This window comes from Paenibacillus graminis (assembly GCF_000758705.1).
GTDB lineage: Bacteria > Bacillota > Bacilli > Paenibacillales > Paenibacillaceae > Paenibacillus_AQ > Paenibacillus_AQ graminis.
The window spans coordinates 2,746,381-2,771,327 of sequence record NZ_CP009287.1 but is presented as its reverse complement, the minus strand read 5'-3'; the positions used below and the strand labels follow the sequence as shown (position 1 = coordinate 2,771,327).

The 24,947-nt window shown below is 53.4% G+C and carries 30 protein-coding genes; 8 read left to right on the top strand and 22 right to left on the bottom strand.

Going from position 1 to position 24,947, the window contains the following annotated elements; all coding sequences use genetic code 11:
• Positions 1-172: 172 nt before the first annotated feature.
• Positions 173-1,312 carry a THUMP domain-containing class I SAM-dependent RNA methyltransferase gene (locus tag PGRAT_RS11225; protein ID WP_042266576.1) on the top strand — a complete coding sequence of 380 codons (1,140 nt, stop codon included), beginning with the start codon at positions 173-175 and terminating at the stop codon, positions 1,310-1,312.
• A gap of 118 nt (positions 1,313-1,430) precedes the next feature.
• Here the strand turns inward: PGRAT_RS11225 and PGRAT_RS33690 are convergent, their stop codons facing one another.
• From PGRAT_RS33690 to PGRAT_RS11210, 3 genes are read right to left on the bottom strand one after another with little or no spacing between them, the layout of a single operon-like run.
• Entirely contained in the window at positions 1,431-2,045 is a 615-nt protein-coding gene (locus PGRAT_RS33690; RefSeq protein WP_025707587.1) for a DUF4097 family beta strand repeat-containing protein, read from the bottom strand.
• A complete protein-coding gene (locus PGRAT_RS33685; RefSeq protein ID WP_025707586.1) occupies positions 2,042-3,634 on the bottom strand; it encodes a hypothetical protein in 1,593 nt (530 codons plus the stop codon). Before PGRAT_RS33685 ends, PGRAT_RS33690 begins: the two co-directional genes overlap by 4 nt.
• Positions 3,631-4,506 carry an ABC transporter ATP-binding protein gene (locus tag PGRAT_RS11210; protein ID WP_025707585.1) on the bottom strand — a complete coding sequence of 292 codons (876 nt, stop codon included), beginning with the start codon at positions 4,504-4,506 and terminating at the stop codon, positions 3,631-3,633. The genes PGRAT_RS33685 and PGRAT_RS11210 overlap by 4 nt, the downstream gene beginning before the upstream one ends.
• A 176-nt stretch (positions 4,507-4,682) precedes the next feature.
• Between PGRAT_RS11210 and PGRAT_RS11205 the strand changes: the two genes are divergently transcribed.
• Positions 4,683-5,426: a response regulator transcription factor gene (locus tag PGRAT_RS11205; protein ID WP_238326876.1), complete on the top strand. Its 744-nt coding sequence runs from the start codon at positions 4,683-4,685 to the stop codon at positions 5,424-5,426.
• Between the two features lies 1 nt (position 5,427).
• On the top strand, positions 5,428-6,543 hold the full coding sequence (locus PGRAT_RS11200) for a sensor histidine kinase (RefSeq protein WP_025707583.1): 1,116 nt from the start codon (positions 5,428-5,430) through the stop codon (positions 6,541-6,543).
• A 42-nt stretch (positions 6,544-6,585) separates the two neighbouring features.
• Here PGRAT_RS11200 and PGRAT_RS11195 read toward each other — a convergent pair whose 3' ends face one another.
• From PGRAT_RS11195 to PGRAT_RS11145, 10 genes are all read right to left on the bottom strand, one after another.
• Positions 6,586-7,410 carry an aldo/keto reductase gene (locus tag PGRAT_RS11195; protein ID WP_025707582.1) on the bottom strand — a complete coding sequence of 275 codons (825 nt, stop codon included), beginning with the start codon at positions 7,408-7,410 and terminating at the stop codon, positions 6,586-6,588.
• Positions 7,411-7,605: 195 nt separating this feature from the next.
• The gene (locus tag PGRAT_RS11190; RefSeq protein WP_020426769.1) at positions 7,606-7,845 is read right to left on the bottom strand and encodes a YuzB family protein; all 240 of its coding nucleotides are present in this window, start codon (positions 7,843-7,845) and stop codon (positions 7,606-7,608) included.
• 41 nt (positions 7,846-7,886) lie between these two features.
• A complete protein-coding gene (locus PGRAT_RS11185; protein WP_025707581.1) occupies positions 7,887-8,189 on the bottom strand; it encodes a HesB/IscA family protein in 303 nt (100 codons plus the stop codon).
• A 125-nt stretch (positions 8,190-8,314) separates the two neighbouring features.
• The gene (locus PGRAT_RS11180) at positions 8,315-8,566 is read right to left on the bottom strand and encodes a hypothetical protein (protein ID WP_025707580.1); all 252 of its coding nucleotides are present in this window, start codon (positions 8,564-8,566) and stop codon (positions 8,315-8,317) included.
• A gap of 186 nt (positions 8,567-8,752) precedes the next feature.
• The gene (locus PGRAT_RS11170) at positions 8,753-9,961 is read right to left on the bottom strand and encodes a M14 family metallopeptidase (RefSeq protein WP_042266572.1); all 1,209 of its coding nucleotides are present in this window, start codon (positions 9,959-9,961) and stop codon (positions 8,753-8,755) included.
• A 284-nt stretch (positions 9,962-10,245) separates the two neighbouring features.
• A complete protein-coding gene (racE, locus tag PGRAT_RS11165) occupies positions 10,246-11,052 on the bottom strand; it encodes a glutamate racemase (protein ID WP_025703755.1) in 807 nt (268 codons plus the stop codon).
• A gap of 238 nt (positions 11,053-11,290) precedes the next feature.
• On the bottom strand, positions 11,291-11,740 hold the full coding sequence (locus PGRAT_RS31575) for a YtxH domain-containing protein (protein ID WP_025703754.1): 450 nt from the start codon (positions 11,738-11,740) through the stop codon (positions 11,291-11,293).
• A 102-nt stretch (positions 11,741-11,842) separates the two neighbouring features.
• The gene (locus PGRAT_RS11155; RefSeq protein WP_025703753.1) at positions 11,843-12,508 is read right to left on the bottom strand and encodes a helix-turn-helix transcriptional regulator; all 666 of its coding nucleotides are present in this window, start codon (positions 12,506-12,508) and stop codon (positions 11,843-11,845) included.
• 89 nt (positions 12,509-12,597) lie between these two features.
• The gene (locus tag PGRAT_RS11150) at positions 12,598-13,038 is read right to left on the bottom strand and encodes a DUF86 domain-containing protein (RefSeq protein ID WP_025703752.1); all 441 of its coding nucleotides are present in this window, start codon (positions 13,036-13,038) and stop codon (positions 12,598-12,600) included.
• A gap of 221 nt (positions 13,039-13,259) precedes the next feature.
• The gene (locus tag PGRAT_RS11145) at positions 13,260-13,547 is read right to left on the bottom strand and encodes a Dabb family protein (RefSeq protein ID WP_025703751.1); all 288 of its coding nucleotides are present in this window, start codon (positions 13,545-13,547) and stop codon (positions 13,260-13,262) included.
• 198 nt (positions 13,548-13,745) lie between these two features.
• On the opposite strand from PGRAT_RS11145, the gene PGRAT_RS11140 reads away from it, so the two are divergent.
• Together PGRAT_RS11140 and PGRAT_RS11135 are read left to right on the top strand one after the other, a co-directional pair.
• Positions 13,746-14,330 carry a helix-turn-helix domain-containing protein gene (locus tag PGRAT_RS11140; protein WP_025703750.1) on the top strand — a complete coding sequence of 195 codons (585 nt, stop codon included), beginning with the start codon at positions 13,746-13,748 and terminating at the stop codon, positions 14,328-14,330.
• A 194-nt stretch (positions 14,331-14,524) separates the two neighbouring features.
• Positions 14,525-15,331 (top strand): MBL fold metallo-hydrolase, encoded by an 807-nt coding sequence (locus PGRAT_RS11135; protein ID WP_025703749.1) that lies wholly within the window; start codon positions 14,525-14,527, stop codon positions 15,329-15,331.
• A 14-nt stretch (positions 15,332-15,345) separates the two neighbouring features.
• Here PGRAT_RS11135 and PGRAT_RS11130 read toward each other — a convergent pair whose 3' ends face one another.
• From PGRAT_RS11130 to rpmG, 7 genes are all read right to left on the bottom strand, one after another.
• Positions 15,346-15,972, bottom strand: a complete 627-nt coding sequence (locus PGRAT_RS11130) for a class I SAM-dependent methyltransferase (RefSeq protein WP_025703748.1) — start codon at positions 15,970-15,972, stop codon at positions 15,346-15,348.
• Positions 15,973-16,247: 275 nt separating this feature from the next.
• Positions 16,248-16,517, bottom strand: coding sequence for a 30S ribosomal protein S14 (gene rpsN, locus PGRAT_RS11125; protein WP_025703747.1), 270 nt, complete (start codon positions 16,515-16,517; stop codon positions 16,248-16,250).
• 42 nt (positions 16,518-16,559) lie between these two features.
• Positions 16,560-17,678, bottom strand: coding sequence for a metal ABC transporter substrate-binding protein (locus tag PGRAT_RS11120; protein ID WP_042266569.1), 1,119 nt, complete (start codon positions 17,676-17,678; stop codon positions 16,560-16,562).
• A gap of 8 nt (positions 17,679-17,686) precedes the next feature.
• Positions 17,687-18,535 (bottom strand): metal ABC transporter permease, encoded by an 849-nt coding sequence (locus PGRAT_RS11115; RefSeq protein ID WP_025708022.1) that lies wholly within the window; start codon positions 18,533-18,535, stop codon positions 17,687-17,689.
• Positions 18,481-19,188, bottom strand: coding sequence for a metal ABC transporter ATP-binding protein (locus tag PGRAT_RS11110; protein ID WP_042266567.1), 708 nt, complete (start codon positions 19,186-19,188; stop codon positions 18,481-18,483). Before PGRAT_RS11110 ends, PGRAT_RS11115 begins: the two co-directional genes overlap by 55 nt.
• Before the next feature lie 389 nt (positions 19,189-19,577).
• Positions 19,578-20,786, bottom strand: a complete 1,209-nt coding sequence (locus tag PGRAT_RS11105) for a GTP-binding protein (RefSeq protein WP_042266565.1) — start codon at positions 20,784-20,786, stop codon at positions 19,578-19,580.
• A 51-nt stretch (positions 20,787-20,837) separates the two neighbouring features.
• Entirely contained in the window at positions 20,838-20,987 is a 150-nt protein-coding gene (gene rpmG / locus PGRAT_RS11100) for a 50S ribosomal protein L33 (RefSeq protein WP_025705318.1), read from the bottom strand.
• Positions 20,988-21,186: 199 nt separating this feature from the next.
• Here rpmG and PGRAT_RS11095 point away from each other — a divergent pair, with 199 nt between their 5' ends.
• The 3 genes from PGRAT_RS11095 to PGRAT_RS11085 are packed head-to-tail and all read left to right on the top strand — an operon-like array spanning position 21,187 to position 24,118.
• A complete protein-coding gene (locus tag PGRAT_RS11095; protein WP_042268005.1) occupies positions 21,187-22,227 on the top strand; it encodes a CobW family GTP-binding protein in 1,041 nt (346 codons plus the stop codon).
• Positions 22,224-23,213, top strand: a complete 990-nt coding sequence (locus PGRAT_RS11090) for a permease (protein ID WP_042266562.1) — start codon at positions 22,224-22,226, stop codon at positions 23,211-23,213. Before PGRAT_RS11095 ends, PGRAT_RS11090 begins: the two co-directional genes overlap by 4 nt.
• Positions 23,214-23,242: 29 nt before the next feature.
• Positions 23,243-24,118 (top strand): TIGR03943 family putative permease subunit, encoded by an 876-nt coding sequence (locus PGRAT_RS11085; RefSeq protein WP_025703928.1) that lies wholly within the window; start codon positions 23,243-23,245, stop codon positions 24,116-24,118.
• On the opposite strand, the gene PGRAT_RS11080 is transcribed toward PGRAT_RS11085, so the two are convergent.
• Complete coding sequence (locus PGRAT_RS11080) at positions 24,105-24,506, bottom strand: NusG domain II-containing protein (protein ID WP_025703927.1); 402 nt, start codon at positions 24,504-24,506, stop codon at positions 24,105-24,107. The two genes, PGRAT_RS11085 and PGRAT_RS11080, sit on opposite strands and share 14 nt — an antisense overlap.
• An 88-nt stretch (positions 24,507-24,594) precedes the next feature.
• On the bottom strand, positions 24,595-24,783 hold the full coding sequence (locus PGRAT_RS11075) for a DUF6954 family protein (protein WP_025703926.1): 189 nt from the start codon (positions 24,781-24,783) through the stop codon (positions 24,595-24,597).
• Positions 24,784-24,947: the final 164 nt, after the last annotated feature.

Below are 24,947 nucleotides of genomic sequence, written 5' to 3'. Positions count from 1 at the left end.
GTACTGATGTTAGAAGATCAGCCGCGCTGATAACGGCGGGACGGGCATTGTGCTGCGCCCCTCATTCCCCTATACTTGATAGGCAAGCCGTATGAGGACTTCCGGAAGCACCGCTTCACCTATTGTAAAGGTTATGTGTATTCATCTACAAGTTAAACGGAGTTGAGCGAATTTGGGCAAATTAACATTGATCGCCACCGCCCCCATGGGGCTGGAGGCCGTCGTAGCACGTGAATTGAACGAACTGGGTTATGAGACTACGGTCGAAAACGGCCGGGTATTGTTTAATGGAGATTACATCGACATCTGCCGCTGCAATTTATGGCTGCGGACCTCGGACCGGGTGTTGGTCAAAATGGGCCAGTTCCCGGCCCGGACCTTCGATGAGCTGTTCGAAGGTGTCAAAGCCATCGAGTGGCAGGACTGGATTCCCGAAAACGGAGAGTTCCCCGTAGAAGGAAGGTCGCATAAATCCCAGCTTACCAGCGTACCCGCCTGCCAGGGCATTGTCAAGAAAGCCATTGTCGAAAAGCTGAAGCTTTCATACCGTACCGAATGGTTCCCGGAGAACGGCCCGCGGTATGTGGTGGAAGTAATTCTTCTGAATGATACCGCTTTGATTACGCTGGATACCACCGGTCCCGCGCTGCACAAACGCGGCTACCGCCGCCAGGCAACGGAAGCGCCGCTGAAGGAAACGATGGCGGCCGCACTGATCCAGCTCAGCCGCTGGAACGGCCACCGTCCGCTGTACGATCCGTGCTGCGGCTCCGGCACGCTGCTGATCGAAGCGGCGATGATCGCCTGGAACATTGCGCCGGGCCTGCGGCGCTCGTTCCCGTCCGAGCATTGGCCTGAAATCCCGCAGCGCCTCTGGGAAGAAGCCCGCGAGGAAGCCTTCGATGCTGTGCGCGACGACTACCCGCTGCAGCTCACCGGCACGGACATCGATCCCGCCGCGATTGAAATCGCCGAAGCCAATGCCAAGAGAGCCGGGCTGGCCGGGGAGATTACCTTTCAGGCCATCGCTGCTGCCAAAGCCAGACCTCAAGGCGAGTACGGCTGCATCATTACTAATCCCCCGTATGGGGAGCGCATCAGCAATGACAAGGAAGTGGAGAAGCTTACCCGCCAATTCGGTGAAATGATGCTGTATCTGCCGACCTGGTCCTTTTTCGCCATCAGCCCGTATAAGGAATTCGAGCAGTACTACGGACGCAAGGCGGACAAGCGGCGCAAGCTCTACAATGGACGGATCGAGTGCCAGTATTATCAATACCTCGGCCCCCTGCCGCCGCGTAATCCGCAATAAGCCGGTATAAAGGCAGGATAAGCAGCTCTGCACAAAGAAACGGACAGCCCCCGAAAGGGAGCATGTCCGTTTTTTCATTCATGAATTTTATGGAGTCAATTGAAAGTGCGGAAGCTGTCTAATTCTCCAAAGTTATATTACCTGAAGCTGAATGCACACTCAGTGTAGAAGTCTCCGCACTCTCTGCACCCACCTTCCCCTTCAGACTCTGGCCGCCACCGTCTGTCTGTACCTCTGAGGACGCCTGGACCTCCGAGTGAATGGTGCCCGATTGTGTGGCTGCATCGATCTCCCCCGCAAAGCCGGAGACGGTGATGTTGCCTGAGTCGGCGTCCAGCACGATTTGCTCCCCCTGGCCGTCCTCAAAGGTAATATTGCCGGAAGCTGTAGCCAGACGGATGGACTCGTAGCTTTGTTCCGGCAGCTCCAAATAAATGGTCTCATTCTTTAAATGGATGAAGCCGGACGCCGGTTCAGCGCCGACAGTAAGCACACCCTCCTCCAGCACCGCCGGCAGCTCACCTTCCGTCTTCATACGGAGCTTCACATCCGAATCTTTGGAACGGCTCACCTGAATGGATTGTCCGTCCGTTTTCACCTCAATCTGCTGCACTTTTGATCCTTCGAATGAAGCTGTTTTCTCTACGGACTTGTCCCCACAGCCCGCAAGTATGAGCATAACGAACGCTGCCGGGATGAGGATAAGCCATGTACGGCGGATATATTTTGTCATATAGATCTCCTTCTTATTGATAAATTTCCAGTCTGCCAGAGACGGACGGCTGCGCCTGCTGTGAATAAAAGCACAGTGAACACGAGATAATGCGCAGGGTTCCTTTCGGACACCCCCAAAAAGTCGAGTGAGGGAACATGATTGAGCGGTCCCATATACCACCAGAGCAGATAAATGACTTCGAACAGCTTTTTTGACCCGCCCAGTGTACCGAGTGCAAGCGCCAAGGTCGGAATGAACAGGAGGCCTGTTCCCCATGCCAACAGGGCCGGCATCTGGTTCTCCGCGATGAAGCGGAAGATTGCCCCCGAAGAAAACAGCAAGGTGATGAATACGCCGGAGAGCCATTCCGTCCACCACTTCGCCAGCGGCGAGCTGCACGACAAGGTCAATCCAGTGGTGAAATAATGCTGATCCCGCGTGCCCATCTGCGACCATAAAGCGAGAGGCCATATCATGATAAAGGGCAGCAAGTTGTTCACGGAGTTTGCCGTAACCAGCAGAGGCGCGGCAATGAGCGCTATGGCGGGCAGTGTCCACCAAAGGGACATGCCTTTCAGCATAAGCTTCAGCTCGGCTTTGACCCGTCGGGGCAACCTTGCACCCTTCACCTTCACTGCGGGAGACAGCTTAAGGGAGCGGCTGTGCTCCATGGCTATAACCGGTAGAACGGGTGTTTCCCCCCTGTCCGAAGCATGCGGATGAACCTTTGATGCTTCCGGGTGTTCAAAACGGCGGAACAGCAGGGCCGACAGAACGATCCCTCCTATGCCCGCTGCGATCCAGACGAGCCGGACGGGGACATGCGAAGAATCCCATGCTGCGCCCTGCCACTCAAATGTGGGGATCTGCCCTTGTGTCGGGTAATATCCAAAGCTTCCGCTCGCCTCAAGGCTGGAGAGTGAAGGATAATGCTCCGCTGCGCTGTGGGCCATTGCGTTCAGGATACCGCTCACGCCGAACAAATCCCACCACTCGCTTGGCGCGGCTATGGAAACCACCCCGACAGCAATCCACAGGCAGAAGAACAGCACATTCCCCACAACCCCCTTCAAACCGGGAAATACATCAAACAGGACGGTTAAGGAAGCGAGCAGAAACAGGGATGGGAAAGTTACAAAGAAAAAGGGAGCCATGTAATCCGTTAACCGGAGCTGGGAACTTTCCCCCCGCAGCAGTTGCATGGCCATAAAGGCCCCCAGCAAGACAGCTCCTATCACCAGCAGGACGACAAAATTTGCCGCTGCCTTAGCGGTGATATACCTGATTTTCCAGACAGGGGCTGAGGCGATCAACGGCCCAAGCTTCAGGCGTGCATCTCCGGATATTTGGCTTCGAAGCATAAAAAAACCGAACAGCCAGAGCAGCATCGTGGTCAGCATCGCCGCAAGTCCGCCCAGCCACGCCGAGTTATAGATGCCTCTGACCCCGCCGATATAAAAGATTTCATATCCGGCAGCGGCATCCGGCACGCAGGCATAACCGGCGAATACGCTGATCCCTATGACGAACAGGAAGGAATAGCTGCGCATCTGACTGACCAAATTGCTTTTGATTAAATAAAAGTAGGCTGAGAGAGTACGGATCATGGCTGGACTCCTAACGAGGACACTGTATACAGGTACGCATCCTCCAGTGAAGCGGGCAGCAGGGTGGCGTTTGCACTGGGGCGCAGGTCGGAAACGATCCGGGTGTGGATGCCGTCGCTGCGCTGAATGGCGCTGCTGATCGTGTATTTAGCCTGCATTTCCGGCAGCGAGGCAGCAGGCAGGATGCAGTTCCAGACCTTCTGCTCCACACTCTGAAGCAAGTTCTCCGGTGCCGCATACTTGACCAGCCGGCCCTTCGCCATCAGGGCGATGGAGGGGGCAATGGATTCAATGTCGGTCACAATATGCGTTGATAAAATAATGATTCTGTCCCCGGACAAGCTGGATAATAAATTCCGGAAACCGATTCTTTCTCCGGGGTCCAGGCCGACCGTGGGTTCGTCGACAATAAGCAGCGACGGATCATTAAGCAGGGCTTGGGCAATACCCACCCGCTGTCTCATGCCGCCCGAGAAACCGCCGAGCAGCCGCTTCCGGTCATTCGAAAGATTTAAAATTTCCAGCAGCTCGTTGATCCGGGTCCGCGCGTACCGGGGGGACAGTCCCTTCATCGCCGCAATGTATTCCAGAAATTCAAGCGGGGTCAGATTCGGATATACACCGAAATCCTGCGGCAAATATCCCAGTTCCTTCCGTAAAACCTGCGGTTTCCCGGCAATATCCACCCCATTCCATGTAATGCTCCCATGTGTTGGCTTCTCTATAGTTGCGAGCATCCGCATTAACGTGGATTTCCCGGCACCATTTGGGCCAAGCAGACCGGTCACCCCCGGTTTGAGCTTCAAGGTGATGCCGCTGAGGGCATGCTTTGCACCATAGTTTTTCGATACCTGTTCAATTTGCAATTCCATGTCTATTCCTCCGTCACAACCAATTGCCGGACCATTCCTTGGCGGCGCAACGTTAGAATAGCCCCCGAAAGTAAAATCAAAGCAAACTCACGGTTAAAAGGACACAGGAAACCAGAAAAATTCCAAAATGAATGCTAGACTTAGAGAGAACTTATGCACTCAGGGAGGAAACACCGTTGCTGAATGACCATACGAACGCAGAGAAAATTTTGCTGGTTGACGATGAGAAGGGAATTTTGACTTTGCTGGAGATTACGTTGAAGAAGGAGCGCTACCATAACATCTCCAGCTGTACAACCGGGGAACAAGCGTTATTTTTCGTAAAAAATCATACCTATGACCTGATCCTGCTGGATGTGATGCTGGGGGATGTCAATGGCTTTGAGCTGTGCCGCGAGATCCGCAAGCATACAGATACGCCTATTTTTTTTATTACGTCGTGCGCAAGCGATTTCGATAAATTGACGGGGCTCGGGATTGGCGGGGACGATTATATCACAAAGCCTTTTAATCCGCTTGAGGTCATTGCCCGGATCAAAGCCTTATTCAGAAGGCAGAGCCTCACCCAAGCCTCGTCTAACGGAAATTCGGAAGGTGCAGGAAACAAAGAATATAATTATGGGCGTTTTATTCTAAGGCCTGCAGACGCCTCATTGATCGTGAATGGAGAGAGTGTGGAATGTACAGCCAAGGAATTGGAGCTGCTGAGCTTCTTTTGCCGGAATCCGAACCGGATCTATACAACCTCGCAAATCTATGAACTGGTGTGGGGCAGCCCGGGATATGGCGACGAGAAAACGGTCACTATCCATATTTCAAAAATCAGAAAAAAACTGGACGACAATCCGAAAGCCCCTGAGCTGATCATTAACCTGAGAGGGATCGGTTACAAATTTGTACCGCCGGTCAAAGGAGCCTGAGATGAAGACGGGACTAAGGTTCAGTATCCATTTTGTCATCGGATTAATCGCCTGGATGCTTGGACTCGGCCTCACCATGATGATTAGCGTGGAGGTGCTGTTTCCGCTGCTGGGCCTTCTGGAAGGGCAGGAGTATTATGATCTGTACATTCTGGCGGTATTCGGGGTTAATATTACGGCATGCAGCGTGCTGTTCGGCTGGTATTTCGGAAGTCCGTTAAAATTTATGATGTCGTGGATTGCCTCCTTGTCGGGCGGGAATTTCGAACCTCCGCCTGCGGTGCAGAGCATCTTCAAGCGGAACAGGAAGCTCAAATCCAGATACCGGTTGTACGGTGAATTAATTGTGAACATCCAGTCGCTGTCTGCCAGCCTGAGACAGGCCGAACTGGAACGCCGCAAGCTGGAAGAAAACAAAAAGGATTGGGTGGCTGGCATCTCTCATGATCTCAAAACGCCATTAACGTATGTCACGGGATATTCAACACTGCTGCTGAACGAGGAGTATAGCTGGAACGCGGATGAGCAGCGGACGTTCCTGCAAGAAATTCACTCCAAAGGGCTGCATATTGAGGAATTGATCAGCGACATCAACCTCTCTTTTCAGATGAATGAGGATCATGCCTCCCTGCCCATGCAGCTTGGCACGCTGGAGCTGATCGGATTTCTCCAGCGGCTGACGGCTGATGTCGGCAACGACCCGCGAGCGGTGTCCCACCTGTTGAGCTTGGAAACGGAGACCGAGTTGCTGGAGCTTGTTGCCGACGAGAAGCTGCTCTACCGGGCGCTGCAAAATGTGCTGATGAATGCGGTGCTTCACAATCCGGCAGGCACTGCCATTCATGTGACTGTGCGGCGGGAGGGGGATGAGAGTGTGAGCATCACGATATCCGACAATGGCACCGGAATGAACGAAGATACACTGAAGAATCTGTTCCAAAAATATTACCGCGGAGCAAAAGACGGCTCTCCGAACCTGGGGACAGGACTCGGCATGGCTATTGTGAAAAAACTGATCCTCGCGCACGGCGGCTTCCTGACCGTAGAAAGCGAAGTATCCAAAGGAACTGCCTTTCATATCTCTTTGCCTGTCCGGCAGCATGAAAAGTCTCCCTGAGCGTAAGCATTCAGGGAGACTTTGTGAAATATACGTATTGAACTAAAACAATAACTTGTCCGGATCAGAACCAATCCGCTCACTGGCATCCAGTCCGCTGATGGCAGCCAGCTCTTCCGCCGACAGCTCGAAATCAAAGATTTCGCTGTTTTCCTTAATTCTCGAGGCGGTTACGGATTTCGGGATGATCACAATCCCGTTCTGCAGCCCCCAACGTAAAATCACCTGGGATACCGTCTTCCCATGCTTGCCAGCAATCCCCTGCAGCAGCTCGTTGTCCTGCAGCCTGCCCTTCATCAGCGGAGCCCAGGCTTCGATCTGAATCTGGCGGCTGGCGCAGTAGTCATGCAGCTCTTTCTGGATAAAACGCGGATGCAGCTCCACCTGATTCACGGCAGGCACAGTTTCGCTGTCCTTCCGCAATTCCTCCAGATGGTGAATCTGAAAATTGCTGACACCAATAGCGCGTACGCGTCCTTCAGCATAGAGCCTTTCCAGTGCGCGCCAGGTAGCTTTATATTTATCCGTGCCCGGCCAGTGGATGAGATAGAGATCAATAACGTCCAGGCCCAGCTTCTTGCTGCTGGTTTCGAAAGCTCTTAGTGTCTCATCGTAGCCCTGATCCGAGTTCCATACCTTCGTTGTCACGAACAGGCTGTCCCGCTTGATGCCGCTGGCGGCAATCGAGCGTCCCACCTCTTCCTCGTTGCCATATACCGCAGCGGTATCAATACTCCGGTAACCCAGCTCCAGCGCAGTTGCTACAGCACTCGCTACCTCTTCCCCCTCGGCTTTGTAGGTGCCCAGTCCAAACCGGGGCATGGCTATCCCGTTGTTCAGAATCGTTACATCAGCAATATGCTTCATTGTGCTACATTCCCTCCTATGTATCTTCTGATGTTGAGAACATTCCTATTATACCATGGGCCTCAGCGAAGCCCCAGCCTGGCGCACCAGGATAAACAACTGCAGAAAGTGCAATTGATTCATACCGCCGCGCGGCACCCTAGGGATACAAAAAACCTCCGCTTACTTAGCGGAGGCCCTGCTAAACCCAATGCCCTATTCCTTAGCAACCGGCCGTTTGACAAAAGCTTCGGCCTTAGCCAGCACCTCGTCTTCTGTCGGGCCGCTGACGTACCGGCCGTTGATATAGACAAACGGCCGTTTGCCGCAAGGTCCGCAATAGGAGATGCATCCGGTCTTGATCTCGGCGTCAGGCGCCATCTTGCGCAGCTTGGGGAGGATACTTTTCATCTTGATATGATTGCACTCGTCGCAAATGCGTATATCGTTAGCCATGGAGCAACCCTTCTTTATGTCCGTAAAATACGGGCGAACACTTAGTGATCGCCGTGATTTCCTTTAGACGGATTAGTAATTACAAAACCTTCTTCAGGGAAGTACAGATAGTCGATCTTCACACCATCCAGCAAGGGCTGATTCGGATCAAGAATGACATCAATCTCTTTGTCAGTGGATACAACAACGTCACTTTCTTTGGGCGTGTCCAGATCAAGGCCGTAGTGGGCATGATCACCGTGGGCGTGTGTAATGGCTACGCGCAGCTTCAACTCGCTGTTGCCTTCAAGTTCCATCGTTTTCTTTATCACTTTAGCCGCGTTGCGGGTAATTTTGACGTTCATCCTCATCCATCTCCCGTGCATCTATAGTTTAAATACTCAATAGTTTATTTTAAGGAAATCAGCCTGTAAAAGCAACTGTATTGGCGAAATAGATCAGTAAAACCATGAAAAGATTCGCTAATCCTTCATCTTCCGGCTCTTTGGGCCGGGTATTTGCGCTCCATCCGCGAGACGAACCAGCCCGTCAGCAGCATCGTCACTCCAATATCGTCAATCGGCAGAAACGGCATGAAATCGGGAAGCACCCAGTATAAAAGCACCGGAACGGTGAACAGGAGCTTGTCTGCCAGGGCTACTTGCGGGGAGATGACAAACTGCCAGGAATTGCGGAAAATATGGGACCATTGCTTAAGCGAGAGCAGTTTTTTCAGTTTCATCACGGTCCTCCTAAAAGTTTTATGAAGCTTTACTGCCGGAATAAACTCCGCAATAAAATCAGCTTCCGAAGGCAGATGCTCCGTTTTTCCACAAAAAAAGGATCCAGCCGCGAAGCGCATCTGGAAATGACTGCGGCCGTACCCTTTGCTGTTATATTACGCAAATTTGCAGAAATTGTTTCATTTTTATTTGAAATTTGAAAGGATCGATGCCAAAATAAGACCGGTTTCCAGCGCCATATCCTCAAAATCAGCCAGCGGCAGCGGATTTTTGCCAACTCCCAGCTCCACAGTGAAACCGGGCTTGCGGAAACGCTGGATAAACCAGTCCTTGTATCCCGCATCGCTGCCGGTCAGCTCAACCGCCCGGTAGCCGCTCGCCGCCGCTAGCTGTGCTGCAAGTGCACGGCTCTCCAGCGGCTCATACCCCCGGTAGTTCCAATAAATCTCTCCACCCTGGCTGTGCAGCGATACAGCGGCATCGCCGGGGACTCTCTCTGCCAGCTGCGCCAGGGCAGCGGCTTCCGGCTCGCTTAGCGCAGCCGTCCCGCCGTAGTCACGCGGCCCGGGTCCAGGCACTCCCCGCCGGGCCTGCTCTTCTTCCCAATGGGCCGGGAACTGGTCGCCCAGATCCACCCCGCGGATGTTGGCCTTCCAGTGCCGGAAGCTGCTCCGTCCACCGTTCCATGCCATCAGCTCGTCATAATACGGGTGACCGGGAAGTCCCCCTTCCTGTACCAGCTCCACCCCATCGGGATTAGCCATGGGCACAGCCCATACCGTCCAGTTGCTGTACCAATCCATAGGGTTGTGGCCATTCCAGTCCTTTCCTTGAGCATATGCTGCCGCATACTGCTCCACAAAAGACATGAGGCAGGGCGAGGTCAGCCATTCATTCGCATGCAGTGCGGCATTGACATGAAGCTGGTGCGGCCCCCTGCCGATCCGCAGCAGATGCAGCGGCTTGCCCAGAACGCTTGAACCAATAGATTCATGCTGAAGGAAAGGATATTGGTCCAGCAGCTGAATAATATCCGCTTCCACCTCGGCAGGACCATATTCTCCGCGCAAATGCACCACTTTGTGCGGTGCCGCCGGAGGAATGACCAGTACCTTGCCGGGGGTACATCCATATACTGAGCCAACGCCCGGATTCAGTTTTTCAAGTTCATTCACATCCACTCCGAACAAGGCAGCAATGCTCCAGGCATCGTCACCTTGCTGTACGGCATACCGTTTACGCGGAGCGGAAGGCAGAAACAGAATCTGCCCCGGAATTAAATACGGCTGCCTGCCTGCCCATGGGTTCCCCTGAATTACATGCTCCGGTGTGAGTCCATGCCTCGCGGCAATCCGGCTAACCGTATCTCCCCTGCGGGCAATATATTGCTGCATATGCCTCATCCTCTCGGCCGTCTAGTTGGCGTCATCCAATGCCGTCAGCCGGAGAATTCACGGGAGACATTCGGACACAGCCTTCTATTCCATTGTATGCAGACCGTGCTGTCCACCATGAAAGAATTGAATCGGCCTATCCCGCTTAAGATGTCCAGAAACGCGGACCAGCTTCTAAAATAAACAGCAAAGACCGGAACATTGCTGTTCCGGCCTCAAGTATTGGTTCTAAAACTGCCCCTGAATCAGGGGTTTGTCCTTATTCAACTCACCACTCCCGTTGCTTACAGTGAAGAAACCTGCCACACAACAGGTGTACGCTTAATCTGCTCCCCAAGCCAGTCACGCGCGATCCGTTGGAACATCTCAGCATCCCCGCTGCAGAAAAACTGGTGGATGGGACTTTGGTCTCCGCTGGCCAGTTTGCCTTTGTCATAGAGGATGGTACTGATTTCTCTGGCTGTCTCATCCGCTGAACTGATGAGCTTCACCCCTGGTCCCATTACCTTGCCGATGGGCTCCACCAGGAACGGATAATGGGTACAGCCCAGAATCAGTGTGTCGATTGGCTCATACTTGATGCCATTCAGCGATTCCGCCACTGCGATATGGCTCTCCTCCGAGCGGAACATCCCTTGTTCCACAAAAGGAACAAGTGCCGGACAGGCCTGGCTGACGACCTGGACAAAAGGGGACAGCTGCTTCAGCGCAGCAGTGTAGGCACCGCTTTTGATCGTACCGATGGTGCCGATGACGCCGACCTGGCCGGTTTTGCTGGCACTTATGGCTGCACGCGCACCCGGATGAATGACGCCGATGACGGGAATGGATACTTTGGCTGAGATATAGTCAAGTGCGGCCGCAGTTGCTGTATTGCAGGCGATAACAATCATTTTGGGATTAAATTGAATTAAATAGTCCACAATCTGTTCGGTGAACATTTTCACTTCTTCTGTCGAACGGGGTCCGTACGGGGCCCTGGCAGTATCACCGAAATAAATGATCTTCTCCCGTGGGAGCTGTCTCATCACTTCCTTGACAACCGTGAGTCCCCCCACACCTGAATCTAGTATTGCGATAGCTTGCTGCACGAACACACCGCTTCCTTTTACTTGTTTTGTGTAGCTTATGTAAGGCTAAAACAAAATGTACCTGGGCTTCAGCCCCAATTGCAGATGATACTCCAAAACCCTGGACAGTTCAAGAGCCGCCTTCCGCAAGAATGCGAAAAGCGGCTCTAGGCCGGAAAAAATTCACCATACCTCTCCGCCAAGGAGAAACGGCTTCGCCGTGCCCTGCAAAAGGCTGATTCACTTGATTTCCGCCAGCTTAAGCGATTCCACTGCCGTCTTTGCCGTTTGTTGTGTCATCTTCCACAACAGTATCAGCATCTGTTTCGGCGTCAATCCGGGCTTCCGCTTCATCCAGCGCTGCTTGAGCAGCTTCATCAAAGGCGGCTTCAGCGGTGTCTCCTTCGGCAGCAATTCCGCTTACCACAACCGCCTTTTCTTCATCAGCCCCGGTGTATTGTCTGCTCCACTCCTTAACCTCAATGACAACAGACTCTACCGCGTCTTTGGCTTTGCTGTACAGCTCTGTGCTTTTGTCGCTTGCCGCTCCGGCAATCTCCTGCACTTTGTGGGCAGCTTCCGTGGTTCCCTCCGCAATGTCTTTGCGCAGCTCTTTACCGGCTTTAGGAGCGAACAGCAAAGCCGTTACCGAACCCACCACACTGCCGGCCAGAATACCCCACAGCAAGCTTTTGGTGTCTTTTTTCATGTCTCATCTCTCCCTTGGATTCTATTTGAGCCTCTGCCCGGCCATCCGGGCGATCGCCTAGTTCTGCTATATCATAAGCAAAGAGAGTTTGTCCTGTGACTGTTATACACTCAATTCCGGAGATTTGCCTTTCTTGCTGGGAATAATAGCGTACCGGCAGCTCTGTCCGCCTTCAGCCATACATTCCGTGCGTGTAACCTTCGCCCCCAGCAGCTCCTCGAACAGCGCTTGTTCACACTGGCAGGCCTTGCGGTATTGGGTTGCAACCTGGCGGATTGGACAGTTATATTCCTGCATCACATAAGAGCCGTCCTCTTCCTGATTCCACTCGGCCATATAGCCGCCCGCATTCTGGATGGAGGACAACTCGGCGACACGCTCTTCCAGATTCCGGTTCTCCATCATGGGCGCATACTGGGCCAGCATACGCTTCCTGCGGCCTTCAAACAGAACATTAACCGCCTCCTGTCCGCTGCCGTGGTCCAGCTCGCGCAGCAGCTCCAGCGCCAGATTATGATAGCTTTTGGGAAAATGGTCTTCCGCCCGTTCTGTCAGCGAATACACATGAAGCGGACGGCCCATAGCCTGGCGGACGGCTTTGGTTTTGGCCAGCGATTCCTGTTCCAGCTGAAGCACGTGGCGCCGGACACCCATTTCCGTGATCCCCAGCTCCTCCGCGAGCGCAGCGATCGTCAGCGGCCCTTTCATCTTCAGGAGCGTCATAATCATCCGCCTTGTTGATCCGCTTTCCTGCCCCTTCTTCATCATTAAGGACCTCCTTCCTTTCAGGCTGACGCTTGTGTTCACACCTATATATGTTCCTTTATAACCAGTAAATCCCGGCTGCTGCCGTAAGGTTACACTGAGGCTTGTGCACCCAGTTCCTGATCCAGATAGCTCTGCACTGCAGCGGCGAATTGCTCCAGTGCTTCCGGCAGCTGCGCTGTAAGCGGGTGAAGTGCTGTCCGGTCCCAGACATAGTAGTCCTGTACCAAAGGCTTGCGGAGTGCCACAAGCCGGATCAGTAAATCGTACAGGCTGCTGCCTTCAAAAACCTTTTCCTCATGGATGATGGAAATGATGTCCTCATAGCTTCCGGCATCACGCATAATGAATCCGTCAATCAAGGAGCTGCCCACATCCGTAACGACCTCAATCGCTAAATGCAGGCATCTTTCCTGAACCAGTCCCGTGAATGTTCCGCCATCCCACGAGGTTGCTGCTGCCCGGAGCCCTTTATTAATATCTGGAATCTGTCCGAGTATAATTTCGATCTGTTTCCGGTTGACATAGTACACTGTAGACCCTCCAAGTATGGTAATATAGCGCAAGAGCAGCGATCGGATTCCGGATTATTTTCCCCGTCTGCCACGGCGTTTCAGCCAGAACAGCATGATGATGCACGCAGCCAGAAATACGACCAAATAGGTTAACGCTTCCATCGGGTACTCAAGCTCTCGCATAACGTCCCCACCTTCCGGTTGTTGATGGCGGTTAGCCGCCGTCTCTCCCGTGTTCTCTAGATTTCGTAATCTACAGCAAATGAAACCTCTTTGACCTCATTGATGTGCGCGATGACTTCCTTATGCGCCGGATGCACCTGATAGGCCTGTAAATCATCCAGCGAAGCGACCACCGTCACCAGCGCAATATCAAAAGAACGCTCTGAGCGAATGATATCGGCACCTACCTCGATGGAGATCAGCTGCGGAATTTTACCCTCCATGTTCCGGAGCACTGCTACGGTTTCCTGTACCTTATCTGGAGCCCGGTCTTTTAATTTGAAAAATACAATGTGCTTAATCATCTATATCGCTCCCTGCGTCCTGAATTATAAAATAGATTACTAAAAATATATCATACCAGCATCACTTCTGAAAGAAACTTAAGCGCTGGCGGACCGGCAAGCATTTCATCTGGACGAAAGCATAACCGAAATGTTAAAGTCATATCAAGCCAAACCAGAATATTTACTAAATTATCAAATCAGTATATCGGAGGAATTATGCCTAATAATCAGCAAGAAACACATAAAATTCAGGCCTGGTCTCTGATCAACCGCAAATATCTTGGACAAGGCGTACGGGTCAAAAGATTCCGCCGGCCGAAGCGCAGCCAAATCCGCAACCGCGTGCTGCTGGCCGTCCTGATGGCCAAAGACATCAAGCTGTCCCGGCTGGCCGAAGAGCTCTCCGTCTCTTCACGCAGCGTCAGCGCCTGGGTATATGAAGGCCGGATTCCTTCCAGAACCAATCTGGACAAGGTCTGCCGTATCCTTGGCTACCCGTCCCATATCTTGTTCAATGAGGCTCTCCTGCGGCAAAGTCCGATTGTGTGCCAGCCTACACCTTCAAGATTCATGAAAAGAGCAAATGCCCGCTCCCCGCACAGCAATGTGATCCTTACAGGACTGTGCATGGTCTATGATTTCTCTGTCACAGATGTCAGCATCTGGATTGGAGTCCATCCCGGAACCTTCCGGAAATGGCTGCATCAATGCCACCTCCCGACGCTGGCCCTGCAGGAAAAGGCCGAGAATTTTTTCCATATTCCGCGACATATTCTGTTCGCTGATTGTGAACTGCGCTAGCCATGAAGCCGCAAGCTACATACGGTTACTTCCTTTAACTTCGCCAGGCCCTCCTCCCTTTTGGAGAGGGTTTTTTGGCCGTTTCGCATCCTCCCGTTTGTTTTCTTCCCTCAATCCTATTTGTATTTTGTAAAAAAGGCCATACTACAGGAAGACATCACATTGAACCTAAAAACAATATAGGAGGTACGAAGGTGGAACTGAACGGGATATTGACTTCCGGCTTGACTGATACATGGGAGGCAGCAGAAGGTGTGGCCGCCCTTCGGACTTTGTTTGTCAACGTTGCCTATATAGGCCATTCTGTAACGGAATGGATTCTGGTTGACACCGGACTTGGCAATTTCGCGGGGAGTATATTGCAGACCAGCTGGGAATGGTTTGGCAAGCCGCCGGCGGCCATTGTACTGACACACGGCCATTTTGATCATGTCGGCAACCTGAAGGAGCTGATGGAGGAATGGGATGGAGTTCCGGTGTACGCACATCCTTTGGAGCTGCCTTATCTCACAGGCTTCCAGGATTATCCTCCGGCAGACCCTGCTGTAGGCGGAGGCCTCATGGCCGCCGTCTCACCGCTGTATCCGCACAGGGGCCTCAATCTGGGGGGAGCTGTACATCCTCTTCCGGAGAATGGCAGTGTACCCGGAGCGAAGGGATGGACCTGGGTGCATACACCGGGGCACAGCCCGGGCCACGTCTCTCTTTTCCGCCCTGCTGACAAAGTGCTCGTATCCGGGGATGCCGTGATTACCGTCAAGCAGGAGTCGGCTTTTGCAGTCATGACACAGCACAAGGAGCTGCATGGGCCTCCGGCCTATTTCACAACTGACTGGGTAGAAGCTGAGAAGTCCGTACGCAAGCTTGCTCTTCTGGACCCCCAGATTGTGCTTCCCGGACACGGCCTGCCTATGGCCGTTCCGGAACTGCCGGCGCAATTTGCCCATTTATGCAAGACGTTTAAAGAGCTGTCTGTCCCTTCCCAGGGAAAATTCGTATAAGTCACACTCTTGACCTATTTTCTCTTGCGGGCAAAAATCTCCCGGAGCAGATACTCATGTGTCCCGCCTCCGTGGCTCTGCAATGATTCCTTAAACGTTCCAGTCTTCACTACCTCTGCCGCAAAAAAATGCTCGCGAAGGTCAACATCGCTGAAAAAGTGGGCGTACTTCCCTTCTTTGTATTCATATGTGCCCGGCTCCACCATCCTCCCATGGCCGTTGTTGGAATCCTCATCGGAAAAGCTGGTGAAATACAGCAGGCCTCCGGGACGGAGCTGCGAAAGACTTGCGGCAATAAGCTGACGGCGTTCTCCAGCAAGAAATAGATGCAGCACATCATAGCAATAGACTGCATCTACCCGGAAGTCCAATTGGGGCTCCAAGGCCGATCCTTCAATGAACCGGGTATGGCTGTCCCAGCCGGCGGCAAGCTCCAGCGCAGCACCGCTCAATTCGACGCCATAGGTGTCCAAATCGGAGGAAAACACCTTGGTGTTCCGCCCATAACCCGCACCGGGAACCAGAACAGATTTTACGCCCTGCTCAAGGAACCACGCTTTTGCCCGCAAGGCAGATGGACTGGGCTGATCTCCCCAGATCATGCCTTCGCGGGCAAATCTGGTGCTCCAATACTGTGACATTTGATTTGCTCCTTTCTACACCCGGCTTTTCACTCTGTACCAGTATTGATAAATCTCTATGTATCGGTATAGCTCATGTTCTGTCTCCCTCATAGTTGGTATGATTGGTCATCATTGATTGCGCTTGTTTATTATCATAGTTCACCACGCTTCATCAGGCAAAGCCCTAAGCCCCCGGTATAATGATAAATCCATAAATATATTTCAAAACGGCCGTTCCTCCGCCTAAGCAAAGAAACAGCCGTTCTATGTGAAGCTGGTATCAGGTAAACCGATTACCAGCTTGATTTGGTGATGCCGGGAATCTGCCCTTTGAGCGCAAGTTCACGGAACACGATCCGTGAGACTTGAAACTTGCTTAAGTACCCCCGGGGTCTGCCGGAAACGGCACACCGGTTTTTTTGGCGGGTAGGCGATGAATCGCGCGGCAGCTTTTGGAGGGCCATATAGTCCGCCTTTGCCTTCAGCTCTCTGCGTTGGTCAGCGAATTTCGCCACCAGCTCCTGTCTCTTCAGTTCCTTGATAATCTTTGATTTTTTAGCCATGCTGCTGCTCCTTTCATACATTTGTCAGGTTCATATGGTTCTCTATTCATTCAAAGCGGTCTTCAGCGCTTCAAGGTTCTGGCGCATAATGGCGAGGTAATCAAGATTGCTGCTGCGGTCCTCATCGGTTAAGCCTTCAATCGGGTTCAGGACCGCTGACTTGGCGCCGAGTTCCCCGGCAATTGTATCCGCGACACTGGACGATACAAGGGTTTCGAAAAAGATCGTCTTCACCTTATGCGCCTTCGCGAACTCCACAATTTTGGCCATTTGAGCGGCGGAAGGCTCCTGCTCCGGCGACAGTCCGGCGATAGGCACTTGAGTCAGGCCGTATTCTTTGGCCAGATAGCCGAATGCGGCATGCTGGGTTATGAAATCTTTACGCTTCGTGTCTTTCAGACCAGCCTTGAAATCCTGGTCAAGCTGCTCCAGCTTGGCGATATAGGCGTCGCTGTTCGTCTGGAAGGCAGCGGCATTCTCAGGAGAGGCAGCAGACAAAGCGGCTTCGATCGTCCGAACCTCCTTGATGGCAAGAGAGGGGGCAAGCCAGACATGCGGATCCAGGCCGCCGTGATCATGCTCGTGGTCGTGGCTATGGCCGTGATCATGATCTTCTTCGGCTGTCCCGTCCGCCTCATGATTATGCCCCGCTTCATCGGCATGCTCGCCTGCCTCGTGATCATGATCCGCTTCATCGGCATGATGCTCTTCTTCCTCTTCCACACCTTCCATAATATCCAGCCCCTTACTGGCCTCTACGGCCACCAGTTGGGTCCCCTTGGCACTGTCGATCACCTGCTGCGCCCAGCCCTCCATACCTGCACCGTTATAGACGAGCACATCGGCGGCAGAAATCTCCGCCATATCCTGTGCCGTAGGCTCCCAGTCATGCGGCTCGATTCCGGCCGGAATCAGCGTTTCCACATCGGCCAGGTCGCCGGCAATATTTTTGGTGAACTCATACATAGGGTAAAAGCTGACCTTGATATCCAGCTTGTCTGCCTTGGCTGCAGCTCCAGCGGCGGCCGGCTCTGCGGCTGCGGATGAAGCCGGGGCAGCTTCTTCCTCATTACTTGCGGTGTTTTTGTTGCCGCAGCCGGAGGCAATCAGCATGGCGGCAAGGGAAAGGACGGCAAGGTGACGGATTTTCACATTCAGCATCGTTCTGTTCAAGCTCCTTTTTCTAATATGGATTTACGGACACTGCGGCGTTTCTGGAAAGCCAGCAGCTTCTGTACAGCAATTGCGCATAGCAGAAAACACAGTAAAATGAGGGCAATCGTGCCTCCGGGAGGCGTGTTGATATAGTAGGAAGCGGTCAGGCCGCTGAAAACGCCCGCAAGGCCAACACCGATTGAAATCAGAATGGCTGCACTAAAGCCGGATGCAATCCTCAGGGCAATGGACGCCGGCAGGACCATCAGTGCTGACACCAGCAGAACGCCGACAACAGGCATTGCAGCCGCAACCGTCATGCCCGTGAGCACTGCAAACGAAAAGGACAATAAGCCTGTGTGGACACCGCCGATAGAAGCTGTCTCTTCATCAAAAGTCAGGCTGTACAGCGGGCGGCGGAGAACGATGAAATATAACAGTCCTGCAGCGGCCACTATGGCAATCAGCCCCAGCTGAGTATCGCTGACAGCGACGATGGAGCCGAACAGATAGGAGCTGAAGCTGCGGCTCAGATTCTGTTTCAGGCTCATCAGCACCACGGCCAGCGCCAGGCCGGAGGTCATAATGATCGCCACCGGCAGCTCGCTGTATGTACGGTAAGAACGGCGGAGCTGCTCAATGACCAGGCCGCCTGCTACGGCTACCGCAAATCCGCTGAGCGCCGGGCTGAGCTGCAGCACCGAGCCGAGCGCCACTCCGGCCAGCGACACATGGGACAGGGTATCGGCCATCAGCACCTGCCTGCGCAGCATCAGATACACGCCCAGCAGCGGACCGATGATGCCGATCAGGCCCCCGGCCCAAAATGCGCGCTGCATGAATTCGTAACCAAGCATTTCCAGCCCTCCTGCTCTTCCCGCTCCAGGCTGATCACCGTGTCCAGATAGGGACGGGTCTCTTCCAGACCGTGTGTGACCATGATGACGGTCCGCCCGTGATTGCTGACATCATGCCGCATCAGCTTGTAAAATCCGCTCCGGCTCCCGATATCCATGCCCGTTACCGGCTCATCCAGCACCAGGACCTGCGGCTGCTGCGCCAGTGCCCGGGCAATGCAGATCCGCTGCTTCTGCCCGCCAGACAGCTCGCCAATCCTCCGGTTGCGGTATTCCCACATGTCCACCTGCCGCAAGCTCCGCTCAACAAGCTCTTCGTGCTCCTTCGTGAAGCGTCCAAACCATCCCAGCCGCGGGTAGCAGCCTGACCGGACCAGCTCGATCACCTTGCTCGGAAATCCGGCATTAAAGGATGCTACCTGCTGCGGCACATAACCAATTGCCAGCTTTCCTCCCTCCGTAATCTCCTTGTTCAGCGTGACGGTTCCGCTCCAAGGCCGGAGCAGGCCAAGCAGGAGCTTGAGCAGAGTCGTTTTGGCGGCCCCGTTCGGGCCGGTGATCCCGATAAACTGCCCGGCTTCAATATCAAGTGAGAGGTTGTCAATGACCGGCTCACTTCCATAACCGAACACTACATCCTTCATGGATGATAAAATCATGGCTTATACCTCCTTTCATAATCTGGTCTCTGCTGGGACAGAGCTGCTGGCGTGGGCGTTGGTGTTTGGGCGTTTGGTGTTTGATGCTTAGACGTTTATTTTATCCGTAAACATTACGCATTAGCTCCAATGATATTATCGTAATTATTACGATTTGTAAACACAAAACCAATAATTAATCGTAATTATTATTAATAATTTCATTCCGCCCTTTTGCCCGCACATAGCGAAATCAAAAGCACTGACCCGCAAGTGTTGATAAGCAATAGTTTGCGGTACGCCAAAAAGCCGGGATCACAAGACTCCTGATCCCGGCCCGAACCGGTCCTGCCTTGCAATCAGGCCTATCTCCAGATCCCGGGGTTGGCTTGCTCTAGTCTCTAGCTCGCTTATGCCGGAGAAGTCGTCAAAAACTCTTCCGCCGGCCAGGGAAGCGGGTTGTTCCAGCGGCTCCAATCCTGCGTCATCTCTTCTTCATTCAGCAGGCATCTGTCCAGCCGGGCTTCAATGTCGGACCGGTTCATGCCGACGCCGATGAATACGATCTCATTCATGCGGTCGCCCCACTGCTCGTCCCATCTGGCCTTCACATCCGGCTCCGTGGCGAGCACTTCAAGCTGCTGTTCCTCAGGCAGGGTTGCCAGCCAGTAGCCGGCAGGACCGAACTGGATGGACGGCCCCGCCTGGCTGAGGCTGGCGGCAAGGTCACCTTTCGCCGCCAGCCAGACCAGACCCTTGGCCCGCACCACCTCCTCCGGCCAATTGCTGAAGAAGAAGCTTAGCCGCTGCGGGTGAAAGGGCACCCGCCGGCGGTAGACAAAAGAGCTGATGCCGTATTCTTCGGTTTCCGGCGTATGCTCCTCCTTGTTCAGCTCGGCGATCCAGCCGGAGGACATGCTTGTTCGTTCAAAATCGAACCGCCCTGTATTCAGGACCTCCCTCAGATCAACGATGCCCTTGACGGTCCGGATGATTTTGGCAGAGGGCTGCAGCTTGCGCAATATGGCCTCAAGCTTGTTCAGCTCCTGTTCTTCCACCAGGTCGCATTTATTCAACAGCAGCACATCGCAGGTTTCAATCTGATCAATCAGCAGGTCAACGATATCGCGGGAATCTCCTTCTCCAGCGGTGGTGCCACGGTCAACCAGACTGTCGCCGGAACCGAAATCATGCCAGAAACGGTTGGCATCGACTACTGTAACCATAGTATCGAGCCGGGCCAACGCTGTAAGATCGATATCCAGCTCGGGATTGGCATAGGTAAACGTCTGGGCTACCGGTACCGGCTCGCTGATGCCGGAGGACTCGATCAGAATATAATCGAACCGCCCTTCTGCCGCCAGAGTATGCACTTCGCGCAGCAGGTCGTCACGCAGGGTGCAGCAAATGCAGCCGTTCGACATTTCAACCAGCTTCTCCTCTGTCCGGGAAAGTGTGTTTCCGGATTTCACCAGACCCGCATCAATATTCACTTCGCTCATGTCATTGACAATCACGGCCACCTTCAGGCCGTCGCGGTTGTGCAGAATGTGGTTAAGCAGTGTCGTTTTGCCGGAGCCCAGATATCCGCTGAGCACAGTAACAGGAATGGGTTTCATAGGTTCTCCTTCACTTCAAATTTTATAGTTGGTATTGTAATTCCCGCCGACTCAGCGGGTTTCACGGTGCAGCGTAACCCGTTTCAGGCGGGGGCTGTATTTTTTCATCTCGAGGCGTCCCGGCTGGGTTTTCTTGTTCTTGGTGGTGGTGTAATTGCGGTCGCCGGTTTCAGTACAGGCAAGGGTCACGATAACTCTCAAAAAGATCAGCTCCTTTTCATTTATTCGTAATTATTACGATTAACACATTCTACATGTTTTATCCGCCAAGTGTCAACCATAGCCCCGCAAAGTTTCAACTCTCTTAAATTTGTGGTCTTTCCGGGAGAGCAAGTACGTATAGATGGATTATGAAAATATGATTCTTGCAATTGCAGGAATAAAAGCAGGAGGGAGAAATATGAAGATACCGGTAATCATACTTGGAGGTTTTCTGGGGAGCGGGAAAACAACGCTGCTGCTGTCGCTGCTCAAGGAGAGCAAGGCCAGGGGGCTTTCTCCGGGCATTGTGATGAATGAGCTCGGCAAAAAGGATGTGGATGGCTACATTCTGCAGGAACATACCGGCGCAAATGTGGAAAAGCTGCTGGACGGCTGCGTCTGCTGCAGCCGCAAGGATGAGCTGCCAAGGACTCTGGAGCTGCTGCTCGCCCGGCGGCCGGATGTGATCTATATTGAGCTAACCGGGGTGGCCGATCCCGAGGAAATTGCCAAATCCCTTCTGGAGCCTGCGCTATGCGGGCGGCTGGTGCTGCACTATTCCATTACCGTGCTGGACGCAGAAAACGTGCTGGAATACGGCAGCCGTTTCTCCGCCGACAAGCAGCTCGTACGGACGCTGCGCCGGCAGCTCTCCAGCGCCGATCTGATCATCGTTAACAAAAGCGATCTGGTTGAACCGGAAACCTTATGGCGCATTGAAAAAATGGCCAGCCGGCATAATACGGATGCCGAGATTGTATTTACACATTACAGCAAAATCAATCTTGCCCCGCTGCTGGGAGGAATTTCGCCCCAAGAGCAGCGCATTCCGGCTCCGCAGCGCGGGAGCCGTGAACTACACGGGATGGCGCTTAAACGGATCAACAGTGTGGCCAGCGGACAGGGAGCAACTGCCGTTCAGGAGCCGGAATCCGCGCAGCTGAGCTCTTATTCGCAGGTGGCGGCTGTAACGCTGACCTTTCCGCCGGGAGCGGCAGACGGAATCCGGCAGGAGCTGCTGGAGGGCTTTTTCCGGGAGTGGGGGGACAGCCTGGTAAGAGCCAAGGGGCATGTCCGGCTTGCGGGACGGGACGGGGTCCAGCTAGTGCAATATGCCGGAAACCGCTGCAACTGGGAGTTTTCACGGTATCCCGGTCAGCCGTATGTCGTGTTCATCGGACTCAATCTGGATGAGAAGCAGCTGACCGACCGCTGGTCCGCCTTGTTCTATCGGCCTTGACCCTCTTTTCACCGCTCAAAACACTGCCGCTGCTGATCCCTGCCGCATTTATAATTACCGTCGGCACCCTCTGGCTCCCCCGCCACCCGCAGGTGCTGAACAATGCCTTCACCGAGGCCTTTAAAACCGGCTTCATCGGCATCCTGCTGGAAGCTTTGCCGTTTGTGCTTCTAGGCGCATTGCTCTCTTCACTGCTTCGTGTATTCGTGCCGGACGAGATGATCTCCCGCTGGATTCCGCGGCGGCCGTTCCCGGCCATCCTGTTCGGCTGTCTGCTCGGCATCCTCTTCCCCGTATGTGAGTGCGGGATGATTCCGCTGGTCCGCCGCTTGATGCACAAAGGCATGCCGTTATACGTGGCTATCGTCTTCATCCTCTCCGGACCGATTCTGAATCCGGTTGTGTACGGGGCCACTCTGACGGCATTCCGCGCCCATCCGGAGCTGGCATATGCCCGGATGGGCCTTGCTTTTATTGTAGCTGCTATTATCGGATTTATAGTGTATGCCACCGTCCGAAAAACACCTCTTCGGCTCTCCATCGCCCGTGAAAGCGGAGAACCCCATGAACGGAGTACGCGCGGCGGCAAGCTGGTGGCCGTCTTCGTGCATACATCGGACGAGTTTTTTGAAATGGGCAAATATCTGATTATCGGCTGTCTGCTTACCTCAGGCATCCAGACCTTTATGGACCAAGGCAGTCTGGCCGCCATTGGCGGGAAACCGCTCGGCTCCTACCTGTTCATGATGGGACTTTCCTATGTGCTCTCGCTGTGCTCCACCTCGGATGCTTTTGTGGCCTCCACCTTTCTGCATACTTTTCCCGGTGGCTCCCTGCTCGCCTTCATGGTGCTCGGACCAATGCTTGATTTCAAAAACTCGCTGATGCTGCTCTCGCTCTTCAAGACCAGATTTGCACTTTATTTGTTTTTTCTGATTTTCTCTGCCGTATTTATCGGTTCCGTTCTGGCCTCACTGTGGCTATGAAACGGTCATGACGTTCAGGAGGTCCCCGTATGAATGATTCCCGGAGCATCCGGATTCACTATGGCTTCAGGGCGCTGCTCCTGCTGCTCTTCGCGCTCTATATAGGGCACCTGGTTCAGCAGGATGCGCTGCATTATTATGTCTCCCCCAAGCTGGCACGCTGGATTCGCCTCTGCCCGGTTCCGCTCTCGCTGATGGCGCTGAGTCTGGGAATCCAGGCTTTATTCGGCAAAAGCGCACGGCTCTGCGACTGTGAGCACCGCCTGCCCCGTTCCGGGCTGAACAGCGTTATGCTGTACGGCCTGTTTCTCTTCCCGCTGCTGCTCGGCTTCCTGCTCCCTGACCGTTCACTGGGCAGTGCGGCAGCCGCCAAAAAAGGCATGTCCCTATCCTACATTGCCGATGAAGCCGTAGAACATGTGAAGTTCAATGCCGCCAGTCCCTACTTGGAGGAGTTCGCGGAGCTCGCCGGGAAGCTGTATGTGCAGCCGGTTATTCAGGTGTATCCGGAAATTTTCTCTGAAACCTTGGGAGCCATCGATTTGTACAAACAGCAATTCGAGGGCAAATCCATTACGGTAACCGGCTTCCTGTACCAGAAGAACGAGGACGGGGCTTCTAAAACGTATGCGGTTAGCCGCTTTCTGGTTCAATGCTGCACAGCGGACGCGACACCTCTGGGCCTCCTCCTGGACCCCCGAACGCAAATAAGCCTGCCCGCCGACACCTGGATTGAGGTTCGGGGCAAGCTTCGGATGTCGGCTTATCTGGGCAAAAAAGTGATGGAAATTGCACCAGAAAGTATTATTCCTGTTCCACAGCCTTCCACTCCATACGTCTATACCAATGCCGACTCGGTAGCTGCCTGGGCTGAAATCCAGCAAGCCGGGCTCAAGGCTGAATAACCGCATCCAGCTCATTATCGTCATTGATAGACCGCTGCGGATTAAAGACTTCCACCATCAGCCGCGCCGGAATACAGAGAATCTGCTGCTTGGGTCTGGAGATAAACCCCATGTCGAGGGCAATCGGGAGCGGGGCATCCGAGTAGGTCATACGAATTCCGTAGTCATATACTTTTAGGATGTTGTGGCCAAACTTTGTTTGGATATCGATCATTTGCTCTTCCTTGGTCAGGGATACCGTCTTGTACTCCTTGCCGTCCACTGTAATAACTGCTTTCAATTCACCTTGTGCATAATGTTCATTATGGTCCTTGTAAGCCTTGATTCCGTAAAGGGTACCTGCCGCCAGCAGCACCACAAGAATGAGAATCATATCACCGCGTTTCATGTTTGGATATTCCGCTACCTTCCTACTGGCTGAATTATATTCGTAATAATTACGAATAATTTAAATATAGCCAGGCCGCAGAAGTTTGTCAACGCCTGCGCAGCCGCTTCAAGATGATCCGTAACCCAACTGTGACCGCCGCGTAAATTAAGAGGACCACAATTAGTGTAAGCACCCGCTCTCTCGCAGAGCCGTCGGCAAACAGCACCGGTCCGAGACCAAAAAATGTTATCAAAATATACAGCACAGCAAACAGCGCATACAGCAGCCCTCTCATTTACTTGCCCCCTTTCAAGTAGCTGAATGACATGGTAATACACGCTATAATATCCAAAAAGGCCGTGAAGCACACGCCGCTTAACAGCAAATCCGTCCGGAAAGATCTGGAGGGATTGGAGTTAAGCGGCTTTTCTTTTGTCTTGCAGTGTAACTCAGAAAACT

Excerpts from the sequence above, each read along its gene's own strand:
- PGRAT_RS11200 (WP_025707583.1), top strand. The coding sequence starts at position 5,428 with ATGAAGACGGGACTAAGGTTCAGTATCCATTTTGTCATCGGATTAATC.
- PGRAT_RS31575 (WP_025703754.1), bottom strand. The coding sequence starts at position 11,740 with ATGAAAAAAGACACCAAAAGCTTGCTGTGGGGTATTCTGGCCGGCAGT.
- PGRAT_RS11075 (WP_025703926.1), bottom strand. The coding sequence starts at position 24,783 with ATGAGAGGGCTGCTGTATGCGCTGTTTGCTGTGCTGTATATTTTGATA.
- PGRAT_RS11180 (WP_025707580.1), bottom strand. The coding sequence starts at position 8,566 with ATGAAACTGAAAAAACTGCTCTCGCTTAAGCAATGGTCCCATATTTTC.
- PGRAT_RS11140 (WP_025703750.1), top strand. The coding sequence starts at position 13,746 with ATGCCTAATAATCAGCAAGAAACACATAAAATTCAGGCCTGGTCTCTG.
- PGRAT_RS11105 (WP_042266565.1), bottom strand. The coding sequence starts at position 20,786 with ATGAAACCCATTCCTGTTACTGTGCTCAGCGGATATCTGGGCTCCGGC.
- PGRAT_RS11145 (WP_025703751.1), bottom strand. The coding sequence starts at position 13,547 with ATGATTAAGCACATTGTATTTTTCAAATTAAAAGACCGGGCTCCAGAT.
- PGRAT_RS33690 (WP_025707587.1), bottom strand. The coding sequence starts at position 2,045 with ATGACAAAATATATCCGCCGTACATGGCTTATCCTCATCCCGGCAGCG.
- PGRAT_RS11195 (WP_025707582.1), bottom strand. The coding sequence starts at position 7,410 with ATGAAGCATATTGCTGATGTAACGATTCTGAACAACGGGATAGCCATG.
- PGRAT_RS11130 (WP_025703748.1), bottom strand. The coding sequence starts at position 15,972 with ATGTCACAGTATTGGAGCACCAGATTTGCCCGCGAAGGCATGATCTGG.
- PGRAT_RS11155 (WP_025703753.1), bottom strand. The coding sequence starts at position 12,508 with ATGATGAAGAAGGGGCAGGAAAGCGGATCAACAAGGCGGATGATTATG.
- PGRAT_RS11190 (WP_020426769.1), bottom strand. The coding sequence starts at position 7,845 with ATGGCTAACGATATACGCATTTGCGACGAGTGCAATCATATCAAGATG.
- PGRAT_RS11080 (WP_025703927.1), bottom strand. The coding sequence starts at position 24,506 with ATGAAACGCGGTGATATGATTCTCATTCTTGTGGTGCTGCTGGCGGCA.
- PGRAT_RS11185 (WP_025707581.1), bottom strand. The coding sequence starts at position 8,189 with ATGAACGTCAAAATTACCCGCAACGCGGCTAAAGTGATAAAGAAAACG.
- PGRAT_RS11110 (WP_042266567.1), bottom strand. The coding sequence starts at position 19,188 with ATGATTTTATCATCCATGAAGGATGTAGTGTTCGGTTATGGAAGTGAG.
- PGRAT_RS11120 (WP_042266569.1), bottom strand. The coding sequence starts at position 17,678 with ATGCTGAATGTGAAAATCCGTCACCTTGCCGTCCTTTCCCTTGCCGCC.
- PGRAT_RS11210 (WP_025707585.1), bottom strand. The coding sequence starts at position 4,506 with ATGGAATTGCAAATTGAACAGGTATCGAAAAACTATGGTGCAAAGCAT.
- PGRAT_RS33685 (WP_025707586.1), bottom strand. The coding sequence starts at position 3,634 with ATGATCCGTACTCTCTCAGCCTACTTTTATTTAATCAAAAGCAATTTG.
- PGRAT_RS11095 (WP_042268005.1), top strand. The coding sequence starts at position 21,187 with ATGAAGATACCGGTAATCATACTTGGAGGTTTTCTGGGGAGCGGGAAA.
- PGRAT_RS11085 (WP_025703928.1), top strand. The coding sequence starts at position 23,243 with ATGAATGATTCCCGGAGCATCCGGATTCACTATGGCTTCAGGGCGCTG.
- PGRAT_RS11170 (WP_042266572.1), bottom strand. The coding sequence starts at position 9,961 with ATGCAGCAATATATTGCCCGCAGGGGAGATACGGTTAGCCGGATTGCC.
- rpsN (WP_025703747.1), bottom strand. The coding sequence starts at position 16,517 with ATGGCTAAAAAATCAAAGATTATCAAGGAACTGAAGAGACAGGAGCTG.